This is a genomic window from Aurantiacibacter gilvus (assembly GCF_038289935.1).
GTDB lineage: Bacteria > Pseudomonadota > Alphaproteobacteria > Sphingomonadales > Sphingomonadaceae > Alteraurantiacibacter > Alteraurantiacibacter gilvus.
In genome coordinates, this window is record NZ_JBBYHV010000001.1 from 508757 (window position 1) to 533075 (window position 24319).

Here is a 24319-nt window from a genome sequence, read left to right on the forward strand (position 1 = left end):
ACCCATGTTCTATTTCCTCGCCGAGCTGCTTGATTTCGAGGGTATCTTCAACCTCGTCCGCTACCAGACCTTCCGCGCTGGTGCGGCCATGATGACGGCACTGATCATCGGACTGGTGATCGGCCCCAGGTTTATCAACATGCTGCGCGTGCGGCAGGGCAAGGGGCAGCCGATCCGCTCCGACGGACCCGAATCGCACCAGAAGAAGGTCGGCACCCCCACCATGGGCGGGTTGATGATCCTCACTTCGCTGACCATTTCGATGCTGCTGTGGATGGACCTGTCGAGCCCGTTCCTCTGGGCCTGCCTGGCGGTGACGCTGGGGTTCGGTGCGATCGGCTTCTTCGACGATTACGACAAGGTCACCAAGGCCAGTCACAAGGGCGTGTCGGGCAAGGTGCGCTTGCTGGCGGAATTCATCGTGGCAGGCATCGCCAGCTACCTGATTGTCAGCGAGATCAGCACCGACCTCTACGTGCCCTTCGTATCCGGCCAGGCCGTGCCGATGGGCTGGTTCTACTATGTGTTCGCTGCCGTATTCATCGTTGGCTTCGGCAACGCCGTGAACCTGACCGACGGGCTGGACGGCCTCGCCACCATGCCCGTCGTGGTGGCTGCCGGTGCTTTCCTGGTGATCTGCTACCTCGCCGGACGCGTCGACTTTTCCGAATACCTCGGCATCCCGCACGTGCCGGGTGCGGGTGAACTGGCGATCCTGTGCGCGGCGATCATGGGCGGCGGGCTTGCCTTCCTGTGGTACAACGCCCCGCCGGCCGCAGTGTTCATGGGCGACACCGGATCGCTGGCTCTGGGCGGCGCGCTGGGAGCGATTGCCGTGGCCAGCCATCACGAGATCGTCCTGCTGATCGTCGGCGGCCTGTTCGTGATGGAGACCGCATCGGTCATCATCCAGGTCTTCTGGTTCAAGCGCACGGGCAAGCGGATCTTCCGCATGGCCCCCATCCACCACCATTTTGAACAGCTCGGCTGGAGCGAGAGCAAGGTCGTGATCCGCTTCTGGATCATCGCCATCGTGCTTGCCGTGATCGGGCTGGCCACGTTGAAGCTCAGGTGATCACGGCAAAGGTCTTTTCCGGAAAGAACTACTGCGTGCTCGGGCTCGCCCGGTCTGGGATGGCCACGGCCGAGGCGCTGCTGGCCAGCGGTGCGCGGGTGACCGCATGGGACCGCCGCGAGGAACCGCGCGCGGAACTGGAAGGCCGCGCGACCATTGCCGATCCGCTGGAGATCGACCTGTCGGGCTTCGACGGGATCGTGGTGTCGCCGGGCGTGCCGCTGAACACGCACCCCATTGCCGCCAAGGCGCGCGAGGCGGGTGTTCCGGTGATCGGCGATATCGAGCTGTTCGCCATGGCCCGACCCGAACTGCCGCCGCACAAGGTGGTGGGCATTACCGGCACCAACGGCAAGTCGACCACGACGGCGCTGGTGCATCACATCTGCAAGACCGCTGGCCTGCCCACGACCATGGGCGGGAACATTGGCCTGCCGATCCTGGCGCAGGACCCGCTGCCGGAAGGCGGGGTCTATGTGCTGGAGCTGTCGAGCTACCAGATCGACCTGACATATTCGCTCGATTGCGACGTAGCGGTGTTGCTGAATATCACACCGGATCATCTTGATCGATATGATGACTTCAGGGCTTATGCTGCATCAAAAATGCGCCTTTTTGGCATGCAGACTTTCCCGCACACCGCGATCATAACAAGTGAAGCATCGCGTCAACCTGCGATTGATCGTGGCTGGTTCACAGACTTGCAACTCAACCGCTTGGTGGCAGCCGATTGGGACGAGCCGGGCTATCTGGGCAGCGCAGTGTTCGACGGGCGAGCCTTCGACGAAGGAGAAGAGTTCTCAAACCAGTCATACTGGCCGTCGTTGCAGGGGCCACACAACGCACAGAACGCAGGCGCAGCGATCTGTGCCTGTTCCAATCTTGGTCTCTCGCTGCAACAGATTGACGAAGGGTTGCGCACCTATCCTGGCCTGCCGCACCGCATGGAGCGGCTGGGTGAGGCGCACGGTGTCCTGTTCGTCAACGACAGCAAGGCCACCAACCCGGCCTCGACTGCGCCTGCGCTGGCAGCCTATCCGCCGGAGGAAGGCCAAGGACCGCGCGTACACTGGATTTGCGGCGGGCTGGCCAAGGACGACAACCTCGACGACTGCGCGCCGCATTTCGGCAATGTCGCCTGCGCCTATACTATTGGAGAAGCGGGACCGATGTTCGCGGACTTGCTGGAGCCGTACATGGCCGTCGAACGCTGCGAGCTGCTGGCCGAAGCCGTCAGCCGCGCGGTCGCTGCGGCCACGCCGGGCGACGTCATCCTGTTCAGCCCCGCCTGCGCCAGCTTCGACCAGTTCCGCGACTACGAGGCGCGCGGCGATTCCTTCCGCGAGCTTGCCGCCCAGATCGGCTGCAATGCATCACCTGCCGAGTGCGGTTTCGACACGAGGTCGGCGGCATGAGTTCGGCAGACTTCTACATCCCGCGCAGCGGGCAGGGGTTCAAGCGTCCGCAGCTGCCGCAGGACCGCAAACGCGAGCTGCGCATATGGTGGCAGGAAATTGACCGCTGGCTGCTGTTCTTCGTCCTGTTGCTGATGGCGGTGGGCACGCTGGCGGTGGCGGCAGCCTCGCCCGCAAGCGCGCACCGCCTGTCGACTGCCGACGAGACCTTGCCGGACCTCTATTTCTTCTGGGCCCATGTGCGCTGGCAGGTGCTGGGCTTGCTGGTGCTGGTCGGAACTTCGCTGTTCCCGCGCGACCTGCTGCGGCGGGGGACGATCCTGTTCGCCGGGGCCATGCTGTTCCTGCTGCTACTGGTGCCCTTCATCGGGTACGAGGTGAACGGCGCGAAGCGCTGGATCCGCTTCGGGATGGGCGTCCAGCCGAGCGAATTCCTCAAACCCGCCTTTGCCATTGTCGTCGCCTGGATCCTGTCGTGGAAGCTGCGCGATCCCAAGCTGCCGGTGATTGCCATTTCCGGCGCGCTGGTGGGCGTGATCGTGGTCATGCTGATGGCGCAACCCAACCTGGGCGCGGCCATCCTGTTCATCGGCACCTGGCTGGTCATGGTCATGCTCGCGGGCCTGCCCTTGCAGCGCATCGGCATGCTGGTGGGCGCGGGCATTGCCGGGATGCTGGCGGCCTACATGTTCTACGACAATGCGCGCCACCGCATCGACGCCTTCTTCGGCGGCCCCTCCGCCTACGACCATGTCGACCTTGCCAACCGCACGCTGACCGGCGGTGGCTGGACCGGCAGCGGCTTCTGGCTGGGCGAGAACAAGATGCGCCTGCCCGAAGCGCACACCGACTACATCTTCTCGGTAATCGGCGAGGAGCTGGGCCTGCTGGTCTGCGCCATCGTGGTGATCCTCTACCTCGCCATCATCCTGCGCGTCCTGATCCGGCTGGTGGATGAGGACCGGCTGTTCATCATCCTTGCCGCCAGCGGGCTGGTTGCGCTGTTCGGCGGGCAGGCCTTCATCAACATCCTCGTCAACCTGCAGCTGTTCCCCAGCAAGGGAATGACCCTGCCGCTGGTCAGCTATGGCGGCTCGTCTACCATCGCGCAGTGTTTCACCATCGGGCTGCTGCTGGCGGTGACGCGGCGCAATCCCTATCTCGCACCGGAGCCTTTCGACCTGAAAGACGCTTTGGACAAGGAGGACGGGCAATGACAGCTTCGTCACGGCATTTCGTGCTCGCAGCAGGCGGCACCGGCGGGCACCTGACGCCCGCATTCGCACTGGCGCACGAGCTGGAACGGCGCGGCCACCACGTCGCGCTGATCACTGACGAGCGCGGCGCGGCCATTCCCGGCAAGCCCGATTTCCTCACCACCCACGTCCTGCCCGCGGGCCGGTTCGGCAAGAACCCGCTCAAGTGGATCGGCGGGATCATGGCCGTGCTCAAGGGCCGCTCCATGGCCAAACGGGTCTACGAGAATTTCAACCCCAGCGCCGTGATCGGCTTTGGCGGCTATCCCGCCCTGCCTGCCCTGCTGGGCGCGCAGGCGATGAACATCCCCACCGTCATCCACGAGCAGAATGCCGTGCTGGGCCGAGTCAACCGCCTGATGGCGGGCCGCGTCGATGCCATCGCGCTTTCCTATCCCGCCGTCGACAGGCTGAAGGCCAAGTACGAGGACAAGACCGTGCTGGTGGGCAACCCGGTGCGTCCGGGCGTGCTGGCCCTGCGCGACGAGCCTTTCCCCGCCTTCACCGAAGACGGCCTGTTCCGCGTACTCGTGACCGGCGGCAGCCAGGGCGCCCGCGTCCTGTCCGAAGTGGTGCCTGATGGCCTTTCCATGCTCGCACCCGCCCTGCGCGCGCGGCTGCAGGTGACGCAGCAGTGCCGCCCGGAAGACCTCGAGGCAGTGCGCGCCCGCTATGCCGGGCACGACATTCCCGCCGAGCTGGGCAGCTATTTCGAGGACATGGCCGCGCGCCTGGCCGATGCGCACCTGTTCATCGGCCGCGCCGGTGCCTCGACCATTGCCGAACTGACCGCGGTCGGCCGTCCGGCGATCCTCGTGCCGCTACCCATTGCTACCGACGACCACCAGGCGGCCAACGTCCGCGAAGTGGTCAAGGCGGGCGGCGCGCGCTCGATCCGCCAACACAATTTTACCGCCAAGGAACTGGCCAAGCAGATCAATGCCATGGCGCAGCGTCCCGAAACGCTCGCCAATGCCGCGCACGGCGCGTGGAACTGCGGGCGGCCCGATGCGGCCAAGGACCTTGCCGACCTGATCGACAGCTTCGGCGGCGCTGACATGATGGACGTGATCCGCGTCGGCAGCAGCGAGAAGCGCTCTGCCGAGCAGGTGACCCAGGCAGCGACGCGGGAGACTGCCGAGTGAAGGGCGTTCCCACCGACATTGGCACGATCCACTTCGTCGGCATCGGCGGCATCGGCATGTCGGGCATTGCCGAGGTTATGGATAACCTTGGCTACAAGGTGCAGGGCAGCGACCTGTCCGAAAGCACGAGCGTGCAGCGCCTGCGCGACCGCGGGATTACCGTGCACATCGGCCACGATGCGGCGAACCTTGGCGATGCAGCCGTGGTGGTGACTTCTACCGCGGTGAAGCGCACCAATCCCGAAGTGGCTGCCGCGCTCGAAGCGCGCATCCCCGTGGTGCGCCGCGCGGAAATGCTCGCCGAACTGATGCGGCTGAAAAGCACGGTCGCGGTCGCGGGTACTCACGGCAAGACCACCACGACCTCGATGGTTGCCGCCCTGCTCGACGCGGGCGGGGTGGACCCGACCGTGATCAACGGCGGCATCATCGAAAGCTACGGTTCCAACGCGCGGCTGGGCGACAGCGAGTGGATGGTGGTGGAGGCCGACGAGAGCGACGGTTCCTTCCTGCGCCTCGACGGCACAATTGCCGTGGTCACCAATATCGATCCCGAACACCTCGACCATTACGGCTCCTTCGACGCGGTGAAGGACGCCTTTGTCCAGTTCATCGAGAACGTGCCGTTCTACGGCGCGGCGGTGCTTTGCGTCGATCACCCGGAAGTGCAGAACGTCATCGCCAAGGTGCGTGACCGGCGGGTGATCACTTACGGTTTCAGCCCCCATGCCGACGTCCGGGCGGAGAACATAGCAGCCGAAGGCGGCTCGACCCGGTTCGACGCGGTCCAGCGCGATCGTGACGGCACCGAGCGGCGGGTGGACAACATCGTGCTGCCCATGCCGGGCCGCCACAACGTGCAGAATGCCTGCGCGGCCATTGCCGTGGCGCTGGAGATGGGCTGCGAGCCCGACACCATCCGCTCCGGCTTCTCGCGCTTCGGCGGGGTACGGCGGCGCTTTACCCATGTCGGCACGATAGATCCCGACGTGCGGGTGATCGACGACTATGCCCACCACCCGGTGGAAATCCGCGCCGTGCTTTCGGCCGCGCGCGATGCCGTTGCAGGCGGTTCCGGGGGCCGCGTGATCGCGGTTGCCCAGCCGCACCGCTACACCCGCCTGCGCGACCTCCTCAGCGAATTCCAGGGCGCGTTCAGCGACGCCGACCTTGTCTACGCCGCGCCGGTCTATCCGGCAGGCGAGGACCCCATCGAAGGCGTGGACGAACACGCGCTGGTCGCCGGCCTCAAGGCGCGCGGCCATCGCCATGCCCAGCCTGTCACGGGTGCAGATGACCTCGCTGCGCAGCTGGCGCAGGAAGTGCAGCCGGGCGACATGGTCGTCTGCCTCGGCGCCGGGGATATCACCAAGTGGGCGGCTGGCCTCGCTGGCGCGGTGAACGAACTGCGGGCAGGGGGCGCGGCATGAATTCCATGCGGCAAGCAGACGAAGCCGCGGCAGCGGGCGGCGCCATCCCCACCGACGTGCGCGGCGCACTGAAGGCCGATGCGCCGCTGGCAAAGCTCGTCTGGTTCAAGAGCGGCGGCAAGGCCGACTGGCTGTTCGAACCCGCCGATACCGAGGACCTGACCACATTCATGTCGCGCCTCGCGCCCGGCACACCGGTGATGGCGCTGGGGCTCGGCTCCAACCTCATCATCCGCGACGGCGGTGTCCCCGGCGTGGTGGTGCGGCTGGGCAAGCCTTTCGCCAGCGTCGAAGTGAAGCGCGACTGCGTGATCGAATGCGGCGGCGGCGCGCCGGGTATCCTCGTCGCCAGCCAGGCGCGCGATGCCGGGATCGCCGGTCTCGAATTCCTGCGCGGCATCCCCGGCACTGTAGGCGGCTTCGTGCGCATGAACGGCGGTGCCTATGGCCGCGAGGTGGCGGATATCCTCGTCGACTGCGACGTGGTGCTGCCGGGCGGCACGCTGGTGACCTTGCCGGTGGAAGACCTCGACTACTCCTACCGCCACTCGCGCCTGCCGGACGGTGCCGTGGTGGTTGCGGCGCGGTTAAAGGGCGTCCCGGGCGATCCGGCAGAGATCGGCGCGGAAATGGACCGGATCGGTGCAGCGCGCGAGCAATCGCAGCCGCTTCGCACCAAGACCGGCGGCTCGACCTTCAAGAACCCCGAAGGTGGCAAGGCCTGGCAGCTGGTCGACGAGGCCGGGTGCCGCGGATTGACAATGGGCGATGCGCAAGTGAGCGAGAAACACACCAATTTCCTGATCAACAAGGGCGAGGCTACCAGCGCCGACATCGAAGGGCTGGGCGAGGAAGTCCGCCGCCGCGTGGCGGAGAAGACCGGCGTGACGCTGGAATGGGAAATCAAGCGGGTGGGGCGCTGGTAATGGCGCGGCTCGAGCCCCTCCACGTACTTGTCCTGATGGGCGGCTGGGCCAACGAGCGCGAAGTCTCGTTGATGAGCGGCAAGGGCGTGGCCGATGCGCTGGAAAGCGTGGGCCACAAGGTCACCCGCCTCGACATGGACCGCGACGTTGCCGCCAAGGTGCGCGAAGCCGCGCCGGACGTGGTGTTCAACGCGCTGCACGGCGCGCCGGGCGAAGACGGCACGGTGCAGGGCATGCTCGACCTGATGGGCATTCCCTATACCCATGCCGGTCTCGCGACCTCGGTGATCGCCATCGACAAGGAACTGACCAAGCACGCGCTCGTCCCGCATGGCATCCCGATGCCGGGTGGCCGCGTGGTGCAGTCGGAAGAGCTTTACCTCGGCGACCCGATCGCGCGGCCCTATGTGCTCAAGCCGGTCAACGAAGGGTCTTCCGTGGGCGTGGCCATCGTCACCGACGAAAGCAATTGCGGCAACCCGATCAGCCGCGATGCCAAGGGGCCGTGGCAGGACTTCAAGACCCTGCTGGCGGAGCCTTTCATCCGCGGCCGTGAACTCACTACCGCGGTGATCGACACCGCCGAAGGCCCGCGCGCGCTGGGCGTGACCGAACTGATCGTCGCCAGCGGGTTCTACGATTACGAGAACAAGTACACCGAGGGCCGCACGCAGCACATCTTCCCGGCGGACCTGCCGCCCGAGATCGAGCGGCTGTGCCTCGAATTCGCCATGCAGGCGCACCAGCGGCTGGGCTGCCACGGCGTCTCGCGCTCGGACTACCGCTGGGATGACGAACGCGGCGAGGCGGGGCTGTTCCTGCTCGAAACCAATACCCAGCCGGGCATGACCCCGTTCAGCCTCGTGCCCGAACAGGCGCGCTACTGCGGGATCGAATACCCAGAGCTGTGTGAGATGATCGTCGAGGACGCGCTGCGGCGTGCGGGCAAGCTCGGCTGATGGCACGGACGAACACCCGCAAGACGCAGGGCGTCCGCCGACAGGCGCGCAAGGCGGGCACGACCCGCAAGGTTCGCTCTGCGCGCAACACGGGACAGTCGATCATTGGCCGCGCGCTGGCGCTGCTGCCGTTCACCACGGAGCAGTTGCAGAAGGCCTTTACCGTGTTGATCCTCGGTGGCGCGCTGGTGGGGCTGGGCTGGCTGGCGCAGGTCTCCGGCGCGACGGCGGTCGCTTCCGACCGGTTCGCCCACATGGCCAGCAACGCCGGTTTCAAGCTGCAGCGGATCAAGGTGCTCGGCACCGACCGTATGAACGACAATGCCATCTACGAGCGTGCCTTTGGCCAGCGCGATCTCGCCATGACCCGTGTCGACACCGTTGGTCTGCGCGACGACCTGATGACCCTGCCGTGGGTGCGCGATGCGCGCGTTTCGCGCCAGCTGCCGGACTCGCTGGTGGTCGATATCATCGAGCGTGAACCGCACGCCGTCCTGCGCCGCGCGGACCGGCTGATGCTGATCGACCCGACCGGCGTGGAGCTGGAGCCGATTTCGCAAGCCGACGCCGCCGAATACCTGCAGATCGAAGGCCCCGGCGCGCAGTCGCAGGTCGAGGCGCTGGACCGGCTGCTCGACGCCGCACCCGCACTCAAGAGCCGGGTGGTGGGCGCCGAATGGGTCGGCAACCGGCGCTGGAACATCACTTTCGAGACCGACCAGCAGCTGGCCTTGCCCGATGGCGAGGAACGCGCGGCCGCGGCCCTGATCAGCTTTGCCCAGGCCGATGGCGTGCACCGCCTGATCGGCGGCGAGGTGGTAGCATTCGACATGCGCAACCCGCCGCGCATGTACATGCGCGTGCCCGGACGCGCCGAGCAGCAGGAACTCGATATGCAAGAGCAGGAGGACAGCTGATGGCAGCTCCGCAGCAGCGGCTGGCGCGCGTCTTTGGCGCGGTGAACATCGGCTCTTTCCAGGTCTCGGCGATCATCGCGGGCCTGACCGAAAGCGGCGAGATGCAGGTGCTGGGCAGCGGCCACCGCGCTTCGCAGGGTATCAAGCGCGGCTATGTGGTCGACATGGCGGCTGCCACCTATGCCGTGCGCGATGCGCTGGAACGGGCCGAGAAACTCGCCGGGACCAGTGTCGATTCCGTCTGGATCGGTTGTTCCGGCGCGGGCCTTGCCAGTGAGATCCGCCCCGTCGAGATCGGCATCGGCGGTCGCCGCGTGGAGGAAGAGGATATCGAGGCGCTGCTGGTAACTGCGCGCGAGAGCCTGGAGCCTGACGGCCGCACCGTGCTGCACGCGCAGCCGGCCTGCTATTTCCTCGACGGGGCACACGGTGTCTCCAACCCCAAGGGCCTGCATGCAGAACGCCTCGGTGTCGACGTACACGTGATGCTCGCCGACGGCGCGCCGGTGCGCAACCTCACCGAAGCGGTGCAGAATGCGCACCTTGACGTCGAAGGTGTGGTCGCCTCGCCATTGGCGACCGGCTATGCCTGCCTCACCGCCGAAGAGCGCGACCTTGGCGTCGCCATGGTGGAAATGGGCGGCGAAGTGACCAATGTCTCGGTCTATGCCGGCGGCATGCTGGTGGGCCTCACCGCCATTCCGCGCGGCTCTGCCGATATCACCGATGCCATTGCCTCGGCCTTCTCGGTCCGCCGGTTCCAGGCCGAGCGACTGAAGTGCGTGTCGGGTTCGGCGATTGCCAGTCCGACCGACCACCGCGAGATGATCGCGGTCGTGACGCCCGGTGATGACAGTGCCGCGCCGGTCGGCCGCAAGCGCGATGCACCGCAGGAAATTCCCCGTGCCGAGCTGATCGGCGTGATCACCGGCGAGCTCGACATGTTGATGAGCGATGTGGCCAAGGCACTGGATGCCATGGGTTTTACCGGGTCCGCGCCCGGTTCCAGCGCGCGCCAGGTGGTGATCACCGGTGGCGGCGCGGAGCTGGCCGGCCTTGCCGACTATGCCCAGGGCGTGCTTGGCGTGCCCGCGCGGATCGGCAAACCGGTGGTCCTGCGCGGCCTTCCCGAGGCGCATACTTCACCCGGTTTTGCCACGCTTGCAGGGTTGGTACTCTATGCGGCAGAAGACCCGGTAGACATTCGCGCGATCGGTTCGCGCTTTACCCGCACGACATCCTACGGCCCGCTGACGACGCTGGTACGTATCTGGACGGCAATGCGGGAGTATTTCTGAGGGCAGCCAAGTTGTGGATAGTGCAAGGCCACTTATCCTTAACCGCCTGTCTTTGTGGCAAGGAAGATAACGGCAGAAATCCTAGGCCTGCCGAGGAGAAGACAAGATGAGCATCAATATTGGCCCGCCTTCGGTGGAAGAGCTGCGCCCGCGGATCACCGTGATCGGCGTCGGCGGTGCAGGCGGCAATGCGATTGCCAACATGATCGACGCGGAAATCGAAGGTGTCGATTTCATCGTCGCCAATACCGATGCGCAGGCTCTCAACAGCTCGGCGGCGGAACACCGCATCCAGCTGGGTCCGGATATCACGCAGGGCCTTGGTGCCGGTTCGCGCCCCGAAGTCGGGCGCGCCGCGGCGGAAGAAACGGTCGAAGAGATCACTCGCGCGCTGGAAGGCGTGAACATGGTCTTTATCGCCGCGGGCATGGGGGGCGGCACCGGCACTGGCGCTGCCCCGGTGATTGCGCAGATCGCGCGTGACAAGGGCATCCTCACGGTCGGCGTGGTAACCAAGCCGTTCCTGTTCGAAGGTACGCGCCGCATGCGCTCCGCCGAAAGCGGCATCGACGAACTGCAGAAGCACGTCGACACGCTGATCGTCATTCCCAACCAGAACCTGTTCCTGGTGGCCAAGGCCGAAACCACCTTCAAGGAAGCCTTCATGCTGGCGGACGAAGTGCTGCAGCAGGGCGTGCGGTCAATCACCGACCTGATGGTGATGCCGGGGCTGATCAACCTCGACTTCGCCGACGTGCGTTCGGTGATGGGCGAGATGGGCAAGGCCATGATGGGTACCGGCGAAGGCGAAGGCGACAACCGCGCGCTGGAAGCTGCCGAACATGCCATCGCCAACCCGCTGCTCGACGGCGTTTCGATGCAGGGCGCCAAGGGCGTGATCATCTCCATCATCGGCGGCGAAGACATGAAGCTGCTGGAAGTCGATGAAGCCGCGAACCACATTCGCGAACTGGTCGATCCCGAAGCCAACATCATCTGGGGTTCGGCCTTCAATCCCGAACTCGACGGCAAGATCCGCGTGAGCGTGGTCGCCACGGGAATCGAGCAGACCGGTTCAGTCCATCAGGACGAGTCCCGTCCGCTGGACCTGTCGGCCTCGCGCGGTCCGCGCACCCCGGCCCTGTCGATCCCGCAGCAAGAAGGCCGCGTCGAGGATGACGACGATACGCTGGAGCTGGAAGCCCCGGTGGAAGAAGAGACATCTGCTCCTCCCGTGCCCGAGCCTTTTGGCGAGGAGCGCGAGGAAGAAGAGACCATTCCCGAACCGGCTGACGACACGGCCTATGGCAGCGGCGAGGGTGACGGTTATGCCGAGCCTCCCGCCTATGAGTCCGCAGCGGAAGAGACCTACGACCTGGCTGAAGAAGCGGCGGTCGACGAGGGGGACGAACCTGCGGAAGAGCCCGGTTCCGGGCAGGACGAATTGCTGCTCGACGCCAGCCGCCTCGCCGAGGCTGACGAGCCGGTGCAGCCGCAGGCCGGTCGCCGTGCGCGCATGCTTGGGGGCAGCGCTGATGCTGCCGAGGGCGCAGGTGGTGACGCAAGCAGTGGCGGCCATGGTGCTGGTGCCGGAGATGCAGGTGGCGGCGGTGCCGCTCCGAGCGGCGGCAGCACCTTGTTCGAACGCATGGCCAACCTCTCGCGCCAGGCGCCCAGCTCCGACGATGACGATGAAGAGGATGACGACGACGATGGCGGCAGCTCGATGCGCATCCCGCGTTTCCTGGGGCGGCAGAACAACCAGTAATTGCGGCAAAGCGTTCTCGCGCCATTCAGCGAGGCCTGTATAGTGCGCTGACAATGATCCGCGTGCCTTTCCCTGCAATTCGCCTGCTATGCTGTTCCGCGCTCGTCGCAGCGACGGTTGTCGCCGCGCCACAAGCAGCGGCGCAGGAGATCGTTCAGCAACTGCCTGATCCGGCGACCGAAACGCTCAATGACGCGCTGCGTCGCCTGTCGCGCAATCCGGAAAGCCTGCCCGCCCTGCTGGCGGCGGGACGCGCCGCGCTGGACCTCGATGATGTCAATGCGGCGTCGGGATTCTTCACCCGCGCCCGAACTGTTTCGCCCAACGACGGCCGGGTCATGGTCGGGCTGGCGCTCGTCGCCGTCCGCCGCGGCCAGCCGATCGAAGCGCTGGAGATGTTCGAACAGGCAGAAGCGGCGGGCGAGAACCTAGATCCCTATGCCGCTGACCGGGGCCTTGCCTTCGATCTCGTTGGCCGCAACGACCGGGCGCAGCGGCTTTACCGGCAATCGCTGTCCCAGCGGGAGAACCCGGAGGTCCTGCGCCGTCTCGCCCTGAGCCATGCTATAACCGGCGACGCCGAGGCATCGGAAGCCATCCTGCTGCCACTGCTGCAACGGCAGGATCGCGGTGCCTATCGCACCCGTGCCTTTGCCCTGGCAATCCAGGGCCGGTCGACCGAGGCCATCGCCATTGCCGAGACCATGCTGCCGCCGCGCCTGTCGCAGCGGCTGGCACCCTACTTCCGCTACATGAACCAGCTCACCCCGGCGCAGCAGGCGGCAGCAGCCAACCTTGGCCGCTTCCCCAACGCGAACGAGGTGGGCGTCGATGCGCCGGAGATTGCCGCGCTGGCCCAAGGGCGGGCCGCCCCCGCCGGTCGACCGCCAAGCGGGGCAGCGCGATTGCAGCCGCGTGGCGCCCCCTTGGGAAGAACTCCCCAGGGTCAGGTTCAGCCCCAGTCACGAATTCCGACTCGACCGGAACCGCAGCCAGAGGCCGTGGCCGAGCTTGCCGACGCTGTTGCAGACCTCGCCGAGGAACCGCCAGCGGAAGCTGTCGAGGAAGCCATCGGCACCGCCCTTGCGCAGCCTGCGCCGGAGCCACAGCCGAACCCGACAACTGCTGCACCTGCGGAAGTCCAGCCGGGGTTCTCGCTGGCTGACATTGCTGAAATCGTGGACGAACCTGCCGCCAGCGAGCCGGAAGAGATCGAGGAACCCGTCGAGCTTGCCGAAGTCTTCGCAGACTTCTCGCAACCGGTCGAATCGGTCGGTCCTGGCGCGGGCGCGGTGGACATTACCGCTATCGAACCCCGGCGGGAGGCCCCACCGCCTCCGCCGCCGCCCGCCCATCCGTCGCGGCAATGGGTGCAGGTGGCCACCGGGCAGGACACCAGCGCCTTCCGTTTCGACTGGCGTCGCATCCGGCGTGAGGCCGATGGCCTGCTAGACGATGTCGAGGTGTTCGTCGCTCCATGGGGCCAGACCAACCGCCTGTTGGCCGGACCGTTCGGCAGTGCGCGCGAGGCACAGGAGATGGTCAGCGCGCTGGCCGGGGCGGGTGTCAGCACCTTCCGCTACACCAGTAGCGAGGGCGAGGAAGTCTCTCCGCTCTGAGCCATCTGAAAAGGCCTTCGCTCCCTCGGAGCCAAGTTGCCGTGGCATGATATCCCCTGAAGATTGTGCACATCTTGCCAACAAGCCAGACGCGTTTTGCCCCGCCAAATTGCGCCACCCGATTGCGGGATAATGCCTAGCGAAGCATTAAGCATCGCATGATTACTGCACTGGCCTGCACCCGATGAACACCGCCCGCGACACCATTGAGGAAGGCGCCGACGCCGCGCCCGTCGAGATGCTCGCCGCGCTGTTCGGAGCCAATGGATGGACCTTCGAACAGGTCAGCGAGGAAGAGGTTTGCGGGGAGGTTCCCGGCAGCTGGACGACCTACCAAGTGCGCGGCATCTGGCGGATCGAAGACAAGGTGCTGCAACTGCTGTGCCTCCCCGATATCCGCGTGCCCGACAGCAAGAAGCGCGACGCCTACGAACTGATGGCCATGGTCAACGAACAGCTCTGGCTGGGCCATTTCGACCTGTGGTCGCAAGGCGGGGTCATGCTTTACCGGCACGGCCTGATGCTGGGTGACGACGGCATGCTGAGCCTCGAGATGGCGCAAATGGCAATCGAATCGGCAGTTTCCGAGTGCGACCGGTTCTATCCCGCCTTCCAGTTCGTGCTGTGGGGCGACAAGAACCCGCGCCAGGCATTGGACGCCGCGCTGGTGGATGCTGCCGGAGAAGCTTGATTTCGTGGCTGCGCATGCCAAGTCATCGTCCCATGAGTCTTGAGAAAACACTGATCGTCGGCTGCGGCAACATGACCGGAGCCATGCTTGAAGGATGGCTGGCTGCAGGCTTGCCGCGCGAGCGCTTTACTGTCGTCACGCCCAGTCGCGAAAGCGTGCCAGGCGATGTCGAACTGCTCCGTGAGGTGCCCGAAGGGCGGCACTTCGATGCCGTCCTGCTGGGCTTCAAGCCTTACATGCTGGCGGACATCGCTCCGTCGCTGCAGGGCGTCTGCGGGGAAGGCACGACCGTGCTGTCCGTGCTCGCGGGGGTGCAGCTGGATACCTTGCAGAAGCACTTCCCGCAGGCGGGAGCTGTCGCACGCGTCATGCCCAACCTTGCCTGTGCAATGGGCAAGTCGCCCGTCGCCCTGGCCGAAGAGGGGCTCGACGAGGCTGCGCGCGACGAGCTGTTCGAATTCATGACCAACCTCGGCACGCCCGAATGGGTGGGCGAGGATCGCTATGACCTCGTCACGGCCCTGGCGGGCAGTGGCCCAGCCTTTGTCTATCGCTTCATTGACGCGCTCGGCACGGCAGCGGTGCGGCTGGGCCTTTCGGAAGAACAGGGACGGACACTGGCCGTAGCCATGACCGAAGGTGCAGCGGCGCTGGCCAAGGCATCCGAGCATTCGCCGGGCAAGCTCGCGGACATGGTCGCCTCGCCCGGAGGAGTAACGCGCAAGGGCATGGACGTCCTCGACGAGGACGAAGCGCTGACCCAGCTGATGACAAAATGTCTGCGGGCAGCACGCGATCGCAGCGTCGAAATGTCTCGTGAAGCGCGCGATTGAGCCGATTTCAAGGTTAACCACAGACAACGGTGACGGCGTCCGGTTTTCCTTGAAAATCGCTCGCAATATGCCGATATTGAGTTCAATCCGGTCCGCTTTGTGAGGCCGGGCAACGGAGTTTTGGATACCATGGCAGATTGGAACGACAACCAGCAGACCCGACAGGGTTTCGGTACGTCGCCGGGCCAGACGGGAGATCTTGCGGGCACGACATTCGATGCCGGGCTGCGCAAGCACATGCTCTCGATCTACAACTACATGGCCTCGGGCGTGTTGCTGACGGGTATTGTCGCAATGCTGTTCGCTCGCGGTGATGACCAGTCGATGGCCGCCCAGATGTTTTACAACGGCGGGATCCTGACCTGGATCATCCAGTTGTCGCCGCTCGCCATCGTCTTGGCGATGAGCTTCGGGCGTGACCGCTTCTCGACCGCGACGCTGCAGGCGATGTTCTGGGGCTTCTGCGTCCTGATGGGCCTGTCGCTGTCGTATATCTTCCTGATCTACACCGGCGCATCGATTGCCACGACCTTCTTCGCCACGGCGGGTGCCTTCGCTGGCCTCAGCCTGTTCGGCTACACCACACAGAAGGACCTGTCGGGCTTCGGCAGCTTCTTGGTCATGGGCGTGATCGGCCTGATCATCGCCAGCGTGATCAACATCTTCCTGCAGTCGGAAGCGCTGATGTGGGCCGTGAGCTTCCTCGGCGTGCTGATTTTCGCGGGCCTTACCGCCTGGGATACCCAGCGCCTGAAGAACGAGTACCTGGCGATCCAGCAGATCAAGATGACCAACCCCTCGGTGGCTGCGGCCTACCCGATGGGCAAGCTGGTGATCATGGGGGCGCTGAGCCTCTACCTCGACTTCATCAACATGTTCCTCTTCCTGCTGCGGTTCATGGGTGCTGCCCGCGAATAGCGACAGAACGAATCGCACAGACGATGCCCGGAGTGCACAGCCGCACTCCGGGCATTTTCTTTGTCTTTCTGAGGGTCTACAAAGATGGGCTGTTAACCACCGCTCAGCGCTGGTTCAGGGGCGACAAGGAAATATCTGGGAAGATGACAAAACCACCTCTCACCATTCGCGTGATTACGGCTGCCGTGGGTTCGGTCCTGCTGGCGGCGTGCGCCACAGTGCCGCCGCCGCCGCCACCACCACCTCCCCCTCCGCCGCCGCCTCCGCCGGTTGTGGAAACGATTCCCTATCGTCCTGTCCCCCCTGCCCAGGCGGCTTACCAGCTGGAAATCCCGCGCCGTGACGCCACGGGCGTGCGCCAGACGATCAACACCGCGCTGAATACCGACGAGACCACATGGCACTTCCGCTCCGGCTGGAACGTGGCGGCGCTCAACTGCATGCGGGACGAGCATGCGCCAATCCTGGAAGCCTACGCCCAAATGCTGCGGGCGGAATCGGCGACGCTGGCGGCTGCAAACGAGGCCGTCGAAAACCAATTCCGGGAGGCCGTGCGTGCAGAACGTACCGCCAACGGGGAATCCACTGGTCGGACCGAGGTGCGCCGTGCCGCCCTGCTCAGCCGGGAGCAGCATTCGACCAGCCTCTACAATTACTTCGCTTCACCGCCTGCGCGGCGGAATTTCTGCGCAGTGGCGCTGACGGTAGCCAACGAGTATCTCGCCAATCCGTCAGAAGATTTCACGACCTTCGCGATGAGCGGGCTGGCGCGATACGAAATGGCCTTCGAGCAGTTCTTTACCGCCTACGAGCAATATGAAGCTGCGTCTTCCGACTGGGACGCCCGCTACGGCGCGCGCTACGGGGAATCGCAGCCCGGCTGGGTGGCGCTGTACGGTACGCGCGCGCAGCAGCGGGCCATGGGGGTCGCCGTGACATCGATGATCCCGGAGGACCCGGTGGCCGTCCCGGACAGCGAGACGGGCGTATTGATCCCGGTGATCCCGGTGGACGAGACCGTTACCAGCACTCCCGTGGTGCAGCCGCTGCCCAACGATGCCGAGGACAACTAGGGCGCGCGACTTTGCCCTTCCAAGGCACGCCAACAGACGCTAAATGGCCTGCCTTCACCGTCACGGGGCCAGTCCCGTTGACGGCGGCGACACTGGAACGGGGCCGTAGCTCAGTTGGGAGAGCGCGTCGTTCGCAATGACGAGGTCAGCGGTTCGATCCCGCTCGGCTCCACCAGTTTCCAGGCGCTGCTGCAGCAGGAGAGAAGGTCATGGGGAAGGCGCTTCGGCTCGCTGTCCTGCTGACCGGTCTTGCGGCTGTTACCCTGGTCTCCTTCAGCCTTTCGTGGAACCTGTTCGTCCTGCCCGCATATCGCGATCGCGGCGTACAGACATTCGCGCGGCTGGTGAATGTCGTGCCCTCTAGCTCGCCGCGCCTGCGCGGTGACATGCTGGTGGTGAGCCATCAGCCTGACCCTGCCGGAGCCAAGTATCGCAACTGGCTGCGCAGTCCGGCAGCCAGCCGCCTGCTGCAGGAGAGCAAGATTGGCGACCCGGTGCCGGTAATCTACCTGCCCGGAGACCAGCAGGGGCGCGCCGTACTGGCTGCCGACTACGACTTCTCGCAGCAAGCCCCGTTCAACGATCCGCGCTTTGCCGCCGGCGCGCTGGTGCTGTTCGGACTGACGCTTGGACTGTCCCTTACACTGCGCCGCCGCCAGCGGCTTTAGGGGCCTGACCAGCCTCGCGCTGGCGCCGCGCGGCAAAAGCGCATAAGGGCGCACCATGCATTTCCTCGACCAGGCCAAGATCTTTCTGAAATCCGGCGGCGGCGGCCCCGGTGCCGTCTCCTTCCGGCGTGAGAAGTATATCGAATACGGCGGCCCTGACGGCGGCAACGGCGGCAAGGGCGGCGATGTCGTCCTCGTCGCCGTGCCCGGTCTCAACACCCTGATCGACTTCCGCTATTCGCAGCACTTCAAGGCCAAGCGTGGCGGCCACGGCATGGGCAAGGACCGGACAGGCGCAGGCGCCGACGACCTTGTCATCGAAGTGCCGGTGGGCACGCAGGTGCTCGACGAGGACCGCGAGACCGTGCTTGCAGACTTCACGCAGGAAGGCCAGCGCGTCGTCCTGCTGGAAGGCGGCATGGGCGGGCGCGGCAATGCCAGCTACAAGACCTCCACAAATCGCGCCCCGCGCCAGCACCAACCCGGCATGCCGGGCGAGGAGATGTGGGTCTGGCTGCGGCTGAAGCTGCTTGCCGACGCGGGTCTTGTGGGCTTGCCCAATGCCGGCAAGTCGACCTTCATCAATGCCGTTTCCAACGCGGGGGCGAAAGTGGGCGACTATGCCTTCACCACCTTGGTCCCCAAGCTGGGCGTCGTGCGCCACAAGGGCCGCGAATTCGTGTTGGCGGACATCCCTGGCCTGATCGAGGGGGCCGCCGAAGGGGCAGGAATCGGCGACCGTTTCCTGGGCCACATCGAACGCTGCCGCGTGCTGATCCACCTGATCGACATTTCGGGCGAAGACCCGGTCGAGGCCATGCGCGTCGTCGAAGGCGAATTGGAAGCCTATGGCGCGGGCCTGGAAGACAAGCCGCGCCTCGTCGCGCTCAACAAGATCGACCTTGCCGATGCCGAACTGGCTGCGGGCTTTGCCGCGGAACTGATCGAGGCCGGTGCAGCTGAGGTTTTTCCCATATCGGGCGCAACCGGCGACGGCATCAATGAACTGCTCGATGCGGTATTGGGTTACCTGCCGGACCGGACGATGACCGAGAATCCGTCACAGGAACTCTCCGACGAAGACGGGCCCGAGGAGGCGGACGAAAAGCCATGGTCGCCAATCTGACCTAGCCGAGCGGCTGGCCATGCACTATCTGCACGGCGATATGGATATTGAAACACTCAACGACTTTCGCGACCCCGAAAAATGCAAGCGGCTGGTCATCAAGATCGGCAGCGCCCTGCTGGTTGATGGCTCCGGCGGTGTTCGTACCGAATGGCTACGGACCATCGTCAACGAAATCCACGGCTGCTGCGAACGCGGCCAGGAAGTTGTCGTCGTCAGCTCCGGTGCCATCGCCATTGGCGCAAAGCAGCTGGAATTCAGCGAAGGCGGCAGGCGGACGCTGGCGGAAGCTCAGGCTTCGGCGTCAGTAGGTCAGATTACCCTGGCCTCGACCTGGTCGATGCTGCTGTCCGAACGCCGCATGATCGCGGCGCAGATGCTGCTGACGCTCGACGATTTCGAGAACCGTCGCCGCTATCTCAACATCTCCGCCACGATTCGCCGCCTGCTGAAATCGGGCGTGGTCCCGGTGGTGAACGAGAACGACACCATCGCCACGGGCGAAATCCGCTTCGGCGATAATGACCGGCTGGCCGCGCGCGTGGCACAGGCCTGCGAAGCCGATGGCGTGATGCTGTTGACCGACGTCGATGGTCTTTACGACAAGCACCCAGACCATCCCGATGCCAACCGGCTGGCCGAAGTGCGCGGCGTGACGGACGAGATCCACGCCATGGCCGATGGTGGTTCCGGCTCGGGTATGGGTTCGGGCGGCATGACGGCAAAGCTGCTCGCCGCCGAGATCGCCGAACGTGCCGGTATCGCGCTTGCCATCATCGAAGGCACGCTGGACATGCCCATGGCCCGCGCGCTGGCTGGGCAGACCGGCACGCTGTTCCTGCCCAAGCGCGACGACAGCGGCAGGCGAGCGTGGATTGGTGGACGCATGCGCTTCAACGGTGCGATCACCGTCGATGACGGCTGCGTCGAGGCCCTGCGCGACGGGAAGAGCGTGCTCGCGGCGGGTATCGTCAAGGTGGAGGGCGATTTCGAGCGCGGCGACATCATCCCGGTCTACGACATCACCAACCGCATGATCGCCAAGGGCCTGGTCGAATACGACTGGTCCGACGTGGAATCGATCAAGGGCCATTCGAGCGACGAGCAGGAGGCAATCCTCGGTCATTCGCCGCGCTCGGCCGTGATCCACCGGGATCACCTGGTCTTGTTATGATCCTCGCGGTTACCGGCGCGACGGGTTTTGTCGGGCAGGCCGTGCTCGACGAAGCGACGCAGCGCGGTATCGCGGTGCGCGCCCTGACGCGCCGGACCCAGCCGACCTGTCGTGATGTCGACTGGATTTCGGGCGATCTCGGTTCGCATGATGCGCTTGCCGAACTGGTGCACGGAGCGGACGCAGTCCTGCATATCGCCGGCGTGGTCAACGCGGCCGACATGGCCGGTTTCCACGCGGGTAATGTTGCCGGGACCGAGGCTGTCGTAGCCGCTGCAGAAGCTTCCGAGGCGAAGCGATTCGTACACGTCTCCTCCCTCGCTGCGCGCGAGCCGGGCCTGTCCGACTATGGCAAGTCCAAGCAGCAGGCAGAGGAGGCAGTGCGCGCCAGCAGCCTCGACTGGACCATGGTGCGCCCGCCTGCCGTCTACGGTCCGCGCGACACCGAGGTGTTCGAATTGTTCAAGGCTGCACGCTTCGGTTTCGTGCCGCTGCCGCCGGAAGGCAGGTCTTCGGTGATCCATGTGGATGACCTCGCCCGCCTGCTGCTCGATATGGTCGGGGAGGGGGCGGAGACTTTCGGGAAGGTCTACGAGCCGGACGACGGCACGCCCAAGGGGCTCAGCCACAGCCAGCTAGCCGAAGCCATCGGCGCGGCCATGGGCAAGCGAGTCTGGGCGCCCAACGTGCCGCGTTCCCTGCTGATGGCGGCGGCGAAAGGCGATCGGTTGCTGCGCGGGGCCAAGGCCAAGCTCACCCCTGATCGCGCCAGCTACATGTGCCATCCCGACTGGGTCAGCGATCCGGAAAAGGCCGTGCCCTCAACAATCTGGCAGCCGCAGGTGCGCTTTCCCGAGGGATTGGCCCAGACCGCAGAGTGGTATCGCGACGCCGGCTGGCTGTGAAATATTGCATCATGGTTACCCCCATGCACTTGCCATTAACCGCAAGATGGCTACTGTTATTTGATCTGTTTTGCCTCCGAGGGGTCGGAGGTTCTGTGGGGGATTTACAATGGCACGTAGGGTTAAACCCGTATCGCGGCGTTCGTTTGTCGCACTGGTCAGCGGTGGTCTGGCTGCAGGCATGATTGCCTCGCCGGCCGCGGCACAGCGCACTGGCCGTACCGACAGCGATCCGAACGATTCGGTCGGCTATGGCCGCACGGGCTATTCGGACAGCGACCCGAACGACCGGGCCGGCTACGGCCGTACCGGCGTGACCGATTCCGACGCCAACGACCGCGCCAGCTACGGGCGCGGCGGCGGTCGTCGCAGCACCGGCGTGACCGACTCGGATTCGGGCAGCAACCGTGACTGCGCCGGTTCGGGCCGCGGCACGACCACTGGCTATTCGGACAGCGACCCCAACGACCGTGGCGGCCATGGCCGCAGCGGTATCACCGATGCCGACGACGGCAACATCCGCGACCAGTCGGGCCGCGGTCGTGGCCGGGGCAGCTGCGCTTAAGGCGCCTCTATCGAATTACCTGTTTTCCAGCGCGCGACCGGTTCTGATGCCGGTCGCGCGTTTTTTCTTGCCTGTGTGAGACCCGATGCAACTCCAGACCGGTTCCATTTCGTCCTCCGACGCGCTTGACCTGCTCATCGCGCCGCTTTCCCCCGAAGAATTCTTTCGCGACTATTACGAGCGCAAGTACTTCCACTCCACGCAGAAGCACCCCGGGATGGAGAACCTTCTCTCCATCGACCGGATCGACGAGATCATCGCCGACAGCGAACTGCCGCCCACCGCGATCAGCATGGCCAAGTCGGGCCGCTCGATCGATCCGGCGGAATATACCTTCCCCGATGGCATCGTGGATCGCGGCGCCGTGCTCGACAACTTCCGCGATGGTTCGACGATCATCCTGCCGCAGCTGCACTTCGCTGACGGCAAGCTCTACGAATTCTGCCTGTCGCTGGAGCAGGCATTCGGCTCGCGCACGCAGACCAATATCTACATGACGCCACCGGGCGAACACGGCTTCGGTGTTCATTTCGACGATCACGATGTCTTCGTGCTGCAGGTGGCAGGGGCGAAGGACTGGGAGATCTACGGCGACCGCGAGACGCTGCCGTTCCGCGGCGAGGGGTTCAACAAGGACCGCGACGATACCGGCAAGCTGCGCGCGCAATTCGTGCTCGAAGAAGGCCAGTGCCTCTATGTCCCGCGCGGCACAGCGCACCGCGCCCTGACGCACGGTGACGAACCGAGCCTGCACATTACCGTGGGCATCCTCACCCAGACCTGGGCCGACTTCATGCTGGAGGCCGTGGCCGAGGCATCGCTGCGCATCCCCGAAATGCGCCACTCGCTGCCGCGCGACCTTTTCTTCAACCGGGGCAATGGGCCGGAGTACAAGGCCATGTTCGAGCGCCTCGCGCGGGAAATTGCCGACAAGGCCAGCTTCGAGGCCACTCTGACGGCCTTCTCCGGCAACTTCGTGCGCCAGCAGGGCGGGCGCGTGCGCGGCGGCCTGAAGGCACTGTGCAAGCCCATTGGCCCGGATGACCGCTTCCGTGTCCGCGACCACATCCTCTATTCGTTCGAGGACTCGACTGAGGACGGACAGGACGGCAAGCAGATCGTCCTGCTGGGCGCCTCCATGCCGTTGTCGGACGAACTGGCCGCCCAGCTGCAGGAACGCATCGCTGCCGGCTCGGTCGCCAAGTCGGACTTCAAGGTGTCAGACACCGAAGAAATGGAAGACGTGTTCGGCTCGCTGGTGGCCTACGGACTGCTGGTACGCGACTAGCCTGCGGGCGTCAGTTGCGTTCGATGTCGATCAGGCGGGCGGTAAAGGTCTCGCCGGTTTCGAGCAGCGTAACCTCGCGGAAACCGCCGCCCTGGCGGCCGTCGCGCATGGGGTTCATCTGGACGGTAACCTGGTCGCGCGGCTCGAGCGTGGTTCGGCTCCAGCCGAGACGGCGCAAGTTGCCGGGACTGGTCAGCTCGATTGCCCAGACGCCTGCCCGGCCCGTCGTGCCTTCCTCCTGTACGAACAGCGCCACGTGCGGATTGCTCCAGCGGAATTGCACCACCTGTCCGGTGATCGTGCGCACCTGCGACGAGTCAAACATGGCGAAGCTGTGGTGCGCCGAGGCGGGCAAGGTCAAGCAGGAGGCGGCGGCGATCAATCCGAGGGCAATGCGACGGAGTCCGGGGCGTCTGGTCATTCTTCGTCTCCGAGCAGTTCGAGCAGGTCGTCTGGCAGCAGGTTGCCCATGCCGTCGTGGGTGGCGGGGGCCCATGCAGCATTGCCCCATTCGTCTTCGGTCTCGATGAAATCACCGCGGCGGCACACGCCTTGTTCGATCTCGTGGCTGCGCTGGCGGCGGCGGTGGAACAGGCGCCGGGTCTCGTAGGGTTCGGCAAGGATTTCCGGTGCATCGATCACCATGTCGACCGCCAGCAGGTCCGGCTCCAGCAGGTGGATGCGTTCGCTAACGGTCATGCCACCGTTGTTGGGGATGCCCACGGCCTCGCTGATGGCGAGATAGACTTGCGGCAGGATGGCGGCGGTCTCCACCACCAGCACGCCATCGTTCCAGTAGCCGACCGAATAGCCGTCAAAGCTGGGGTCCGGATCCTCGGGCATGTCGCGACCGTCGGTCCAGATGCGACGGATGCGGTTGCCATCGCTTTCGCCCAGCACGGTGACCCGGCCGGGGGTGACGAGGAATTCGATGGCATTGTGCGTCACCGCCATAAGGCTGGGGCTGCCGTGCGGTAGGCAATCGATAAACAGGCCCTTGGGCCGTCCGGCTTCCTCTTCGGCATAGAGGTAGTCGACCTGTTCCTGCACGTGCGGCAGCCAGTTCGGCGGGTTGGTGTCCATCTGCGCGAACTGGTCGCGGATGTCGGGGCTCCAGGTACCTGACAGGTCAGGCAATTCGGCGATGGCTGCCCATTCCTCGGGCGCGGGCCGGGGCATGCTGATGGCATCCCAGTCCTGCGCAGTCGCGGTGGTGGACAGCGTTGCCGCAGCGATGATTGCAATGAGCCCCGTTCTCATTGCGCGAGGC

The 24319-nt window shown here is 65.3% G+C and carries 23 protein-coding genes and 1 tRNA gene; 22 read left to right on the forward strand and 2 right to left on the reverse strand.

The annotated features are described in order from the left end of the window. The first annotated feature begins 4 nt into the window (after positions 1–4). From mraY to AAEO60_RS02560, 22 genes are all read left to right on the forward strand, one after another. Complete coding sequence (mraY, locus tag AAEO60_RS02455) at positions 5–1075, forward strand: phospho-N-acetylmuramoyl-pentapeptide-transferase (protein ID WP_341672061.1); 1071 nt, start codon at positions 5–7, stop codon at positions 1073–1075. Continuing rightward, on the forward strand, positions 1072–2490 hold the full coding sequence (gene murD, locus AAEO60_RS02460; RefSeq protein WP_341672062.1) for a UDP-N-acetylmuramoyl-L-alanine--D-glutamate ligase: 1419 nt from the start codon (positions 1072–1074) through the stop codon (positions 2488–2490). The genes mraY and murD overlap by 4 nt, the downstream gene beginning before the upstream one ends. Continuing rightward, positions 2487–3707 carry an FtsW/RodA/SpoVE family cell cycle protein gene (locus AAEO60_RS02465; protein ID WP_341672063.1) on the forward strand — a complete coding sequence of 407 codons (1221 nt, stop codon included), beginning with the start codon at positions 2487–2489 and terminating at the stop codon, positions 3705–3707. The genes murD and AAEO60_RS02465 overlap by 4 nt, the downstream gene beginning before the upstream one ends. Beyond that, the gene (gene murG, locus AAEO60_RS02470; RefSeq protein ID WP_341672064.1) at positions 3704–4891 is read left to right on the forward strand and encodes an undecaprenyldiphospho-muramoylpentapeptide beta-N-acetylglucosaminyltransferase; all 1188 of its coding nucleotides are present in this window, start codon (positions 3704–3706) and stop codon (positions 4889–4891) included. Before AAEO60_RS02465 ends, murG begins: the two co-directional genes overlap by 4 nt. After that, positions 4888–6321, forward strand: a complete 1434-nt coding sequence (murC, locus tag AAEO60_RS02475) for a UDP-N-acetylmuramate--L-alanine ligase (protein ID WP_341672065.1) — start codon at positions 4888–4890, stop codon at positions 6319–6321. The genes murG and murC overlap by 4 nt, the downstream gene beginning before the upstream one ends. Beyond that, positions 6318–7247, forward strand: coding sequence for a UDP-N-acetylmuramate dehydrogenase (gene murB, locus AAEO60_RS02480; protein WP_423970069.1), 930 nt, complete (start codon positions 6318–6320; stop codon positions 7245–7247). The genes murC and murB overlap by 4 nt, the downstream gene beginning before the upstream one ends. After that, positions 7247–8206, forward strand: coding sequence for a D-alanine--D-alanine ligase (locus tag AAEO60_RS02485; protein ID WP_341672067.1), 960 nt, complete (start codon positions 7247–7249; stop codon positions 8204–8206). The genes murB and AAEO60_RS02485 overlap by 1 nt, the downstream gene beginning before the upstream one ends. Then, on the forward strand, positions 8206–9123 hold the full coding sequence (locus tag AAEO60_RS02490; RefSeq protein WP_341672068.1) for a cell division protein FtsQ/DivIB: 918 nt from the start codon (positions 8206–8208) through the stop codon (positions 9121–9123). The genes AAEO60_RS02485 and AAEO60_RS02490 overlap by 1 nt, the downstream gene beginning before the upstream one ends. Beyond that, complete coding sequence (ftsA, locus tag AAEO60_RS02495) at positions 9123–10421, forward strand: cell division protein FtsA (RefSeq protein WP_341672069.1); 1299 nt, start codon at positions 9123–9125, stop codon at positions 10419–10421. The genes AAEO60_RS02490 and ftsA overlap by 1 nt, the downstream gene beginning before the upstream one ends. Before the next feature lie 106 nt (positions 10422–10527). Then, a complete protein-coding gene (gene ftsZ, locus AAEO60_RS02500; protein ID WP_341672070.1) occupies positions 10528–12189 on the forward strand; it encodes a cell division protein FtsZ in 1662 nt (553 codons plus the stop codon). A gap of 53 nt (positions 12190–12242) precedes the next feature. Next, complete coding sequence (locus AAEO60_RS02505; protein WP_341672071.1) at positions 12243–13808, forward strand: tetratricopeptide repeat protein; 1566 nt, start codon at positions 12243–12245, stop codon at positions 13806–13808. A 184-nt stretch (positions 13809–13992) separates the two neighbouring features. Next, a complete protein-coding gene (locus AAEO60_RS02510; protein ID WP_341672072.1) occupies positions 13993–14499 on the forward strand; it encodes a type III secretion system chaperone family protein in 507 nt (168 codons plus the stop codon). A gap of 32 nt (positions 14500–14531) precedes the next feature. After that, positions 14532–15332 (forward strand): pyrroline-5-carboxylate reductase family protein, encoded by an 801-nt coding sequence (locus AAEO60_RS02515; RefSeq protein WP_341672073.1) that lies wholly within the window; start codon positions 14532–14534, stop codon positions 15330–15332. Positions 15333–15461: 129 nt separating this feature from the next. After that, entirely contained in the window at positions 15462–16250 is a 789-nt protein-coding gene (locus AAEO60_RS02520) for a Bax inhibitor-1/YccA family protein (protein WP_341672075.1), read from the forward strand. 143 nt (positions 16251–16393) lie between these two features. Next, positions 16394–17323 carry a hypothetical protein gene (locus tag AAEO60_RS02525; protein ID WP_341672076.1) on the forward strand — a complete coding sequence of 310 codons (930 nt, stop codon included), beginning with the start codon at positions 16394–16396 and terminating at the stop codon, positions 17321–17323. 99 nt (positions 17324–17422) lie between these two features. After that, a tRNA-Ala gene (locus AAEO60_RS02530) sits at positions 17423–17498 on the forward strand. 34 nt (positions 17499–17532) lie between these two features. Then, positions 17533–17991, forward strand: a complete 459-nt coding sequence (locus AAEO60_RS02535) for a hypothetical protein (protein ID WP_341672077.1) — start codon at positions 17533–17535, stop codon at positions 17989–17991. 55 nt (positions 17992–18046) lie between these two features. Then, positions 18047–19117 (forward strand): GTPase ObgE, encoded by a 1071-nt coding sequence (gene obgE, locus AAEO60_RS02540; protein ID WP_341672078.1) that lies wholly within the window; start codon positions 18047–18049, stop codon positions 19115–19117. Between the two features lie 40 nt (positions 19118–19157). After that, entirely contained in the window at positions 19158–20291 is a 1134-nt protein-coding gene (gene proB / locus AAEO60_RS02545; protein ID WP_341672079.1) for a glutamate 5-kinase, read from the forward strand. Continuing rightward, positions 20288–21196: an NAD-dependent epimerase/dehydratase family protein gene (locus tag AAEO60_RS02550; protein WP_341672080.1), complete on the forward strand. Its 909-nt coding sequence runs from the start codon at positions 20288–20290 to the stop codon at positions 21194–21196. Before proB ends, AAEO60_RS02550 begins: the two co-directional genes overlap by 4 nt. Before the next feature lie 109 nt (positions 21197–21305). Beyond that, entirely contained in the window at positions 21306–21761 is a 456-nt protein-coding gene (locus tag AAEO60_RS02555; RefSeq protein WP_341672081.1) for a hypothetical protein, read from the forward strand. 85 nt (positions 21762–21846) lie between these two features. Beyond that, entirely contained in the window at positions 21847–23049 is a 1203-nt protein-coding gene (locus AAEO60_RS02560; RefSeq protein ID WP_341672082.1) for a cupin domain-containing protein, read from the forward strand. 10 nt (positions 23050–23059) lie between these two features. Here AAEO60_RS02560 and AAEO60_RS02565 read toward each other — a convergent pair whose 3' ends face one another. Beyond that, complete coding sequence (locus AAEO60_RS02565; protein ID WP_341672083.1) at positions 23060–23560, reverse strand: DUF6152 family protein; 501 nt, start codon at positions 23558–23560, stop codon at positions 23060–23062. Beyond that, positions 23467–24309 carry a hypothetical protein gene (locus AAEO60_RS02570; RefSeq protein ID WP_341672084.1) on the reverse strand — a complete coding sequence of 281 codons (843 nt, stop codon included), beginning with the start codon at positions 24307–24309 and terminating at the stop codon, positions 23467–23469. Before AAEO60_RS02570 ends, AAEO60_RS02565 begins: the two co-directional genes overlap by 94 nt. Positions 24310–24319 lie beyond the last annotated feature (10 nt).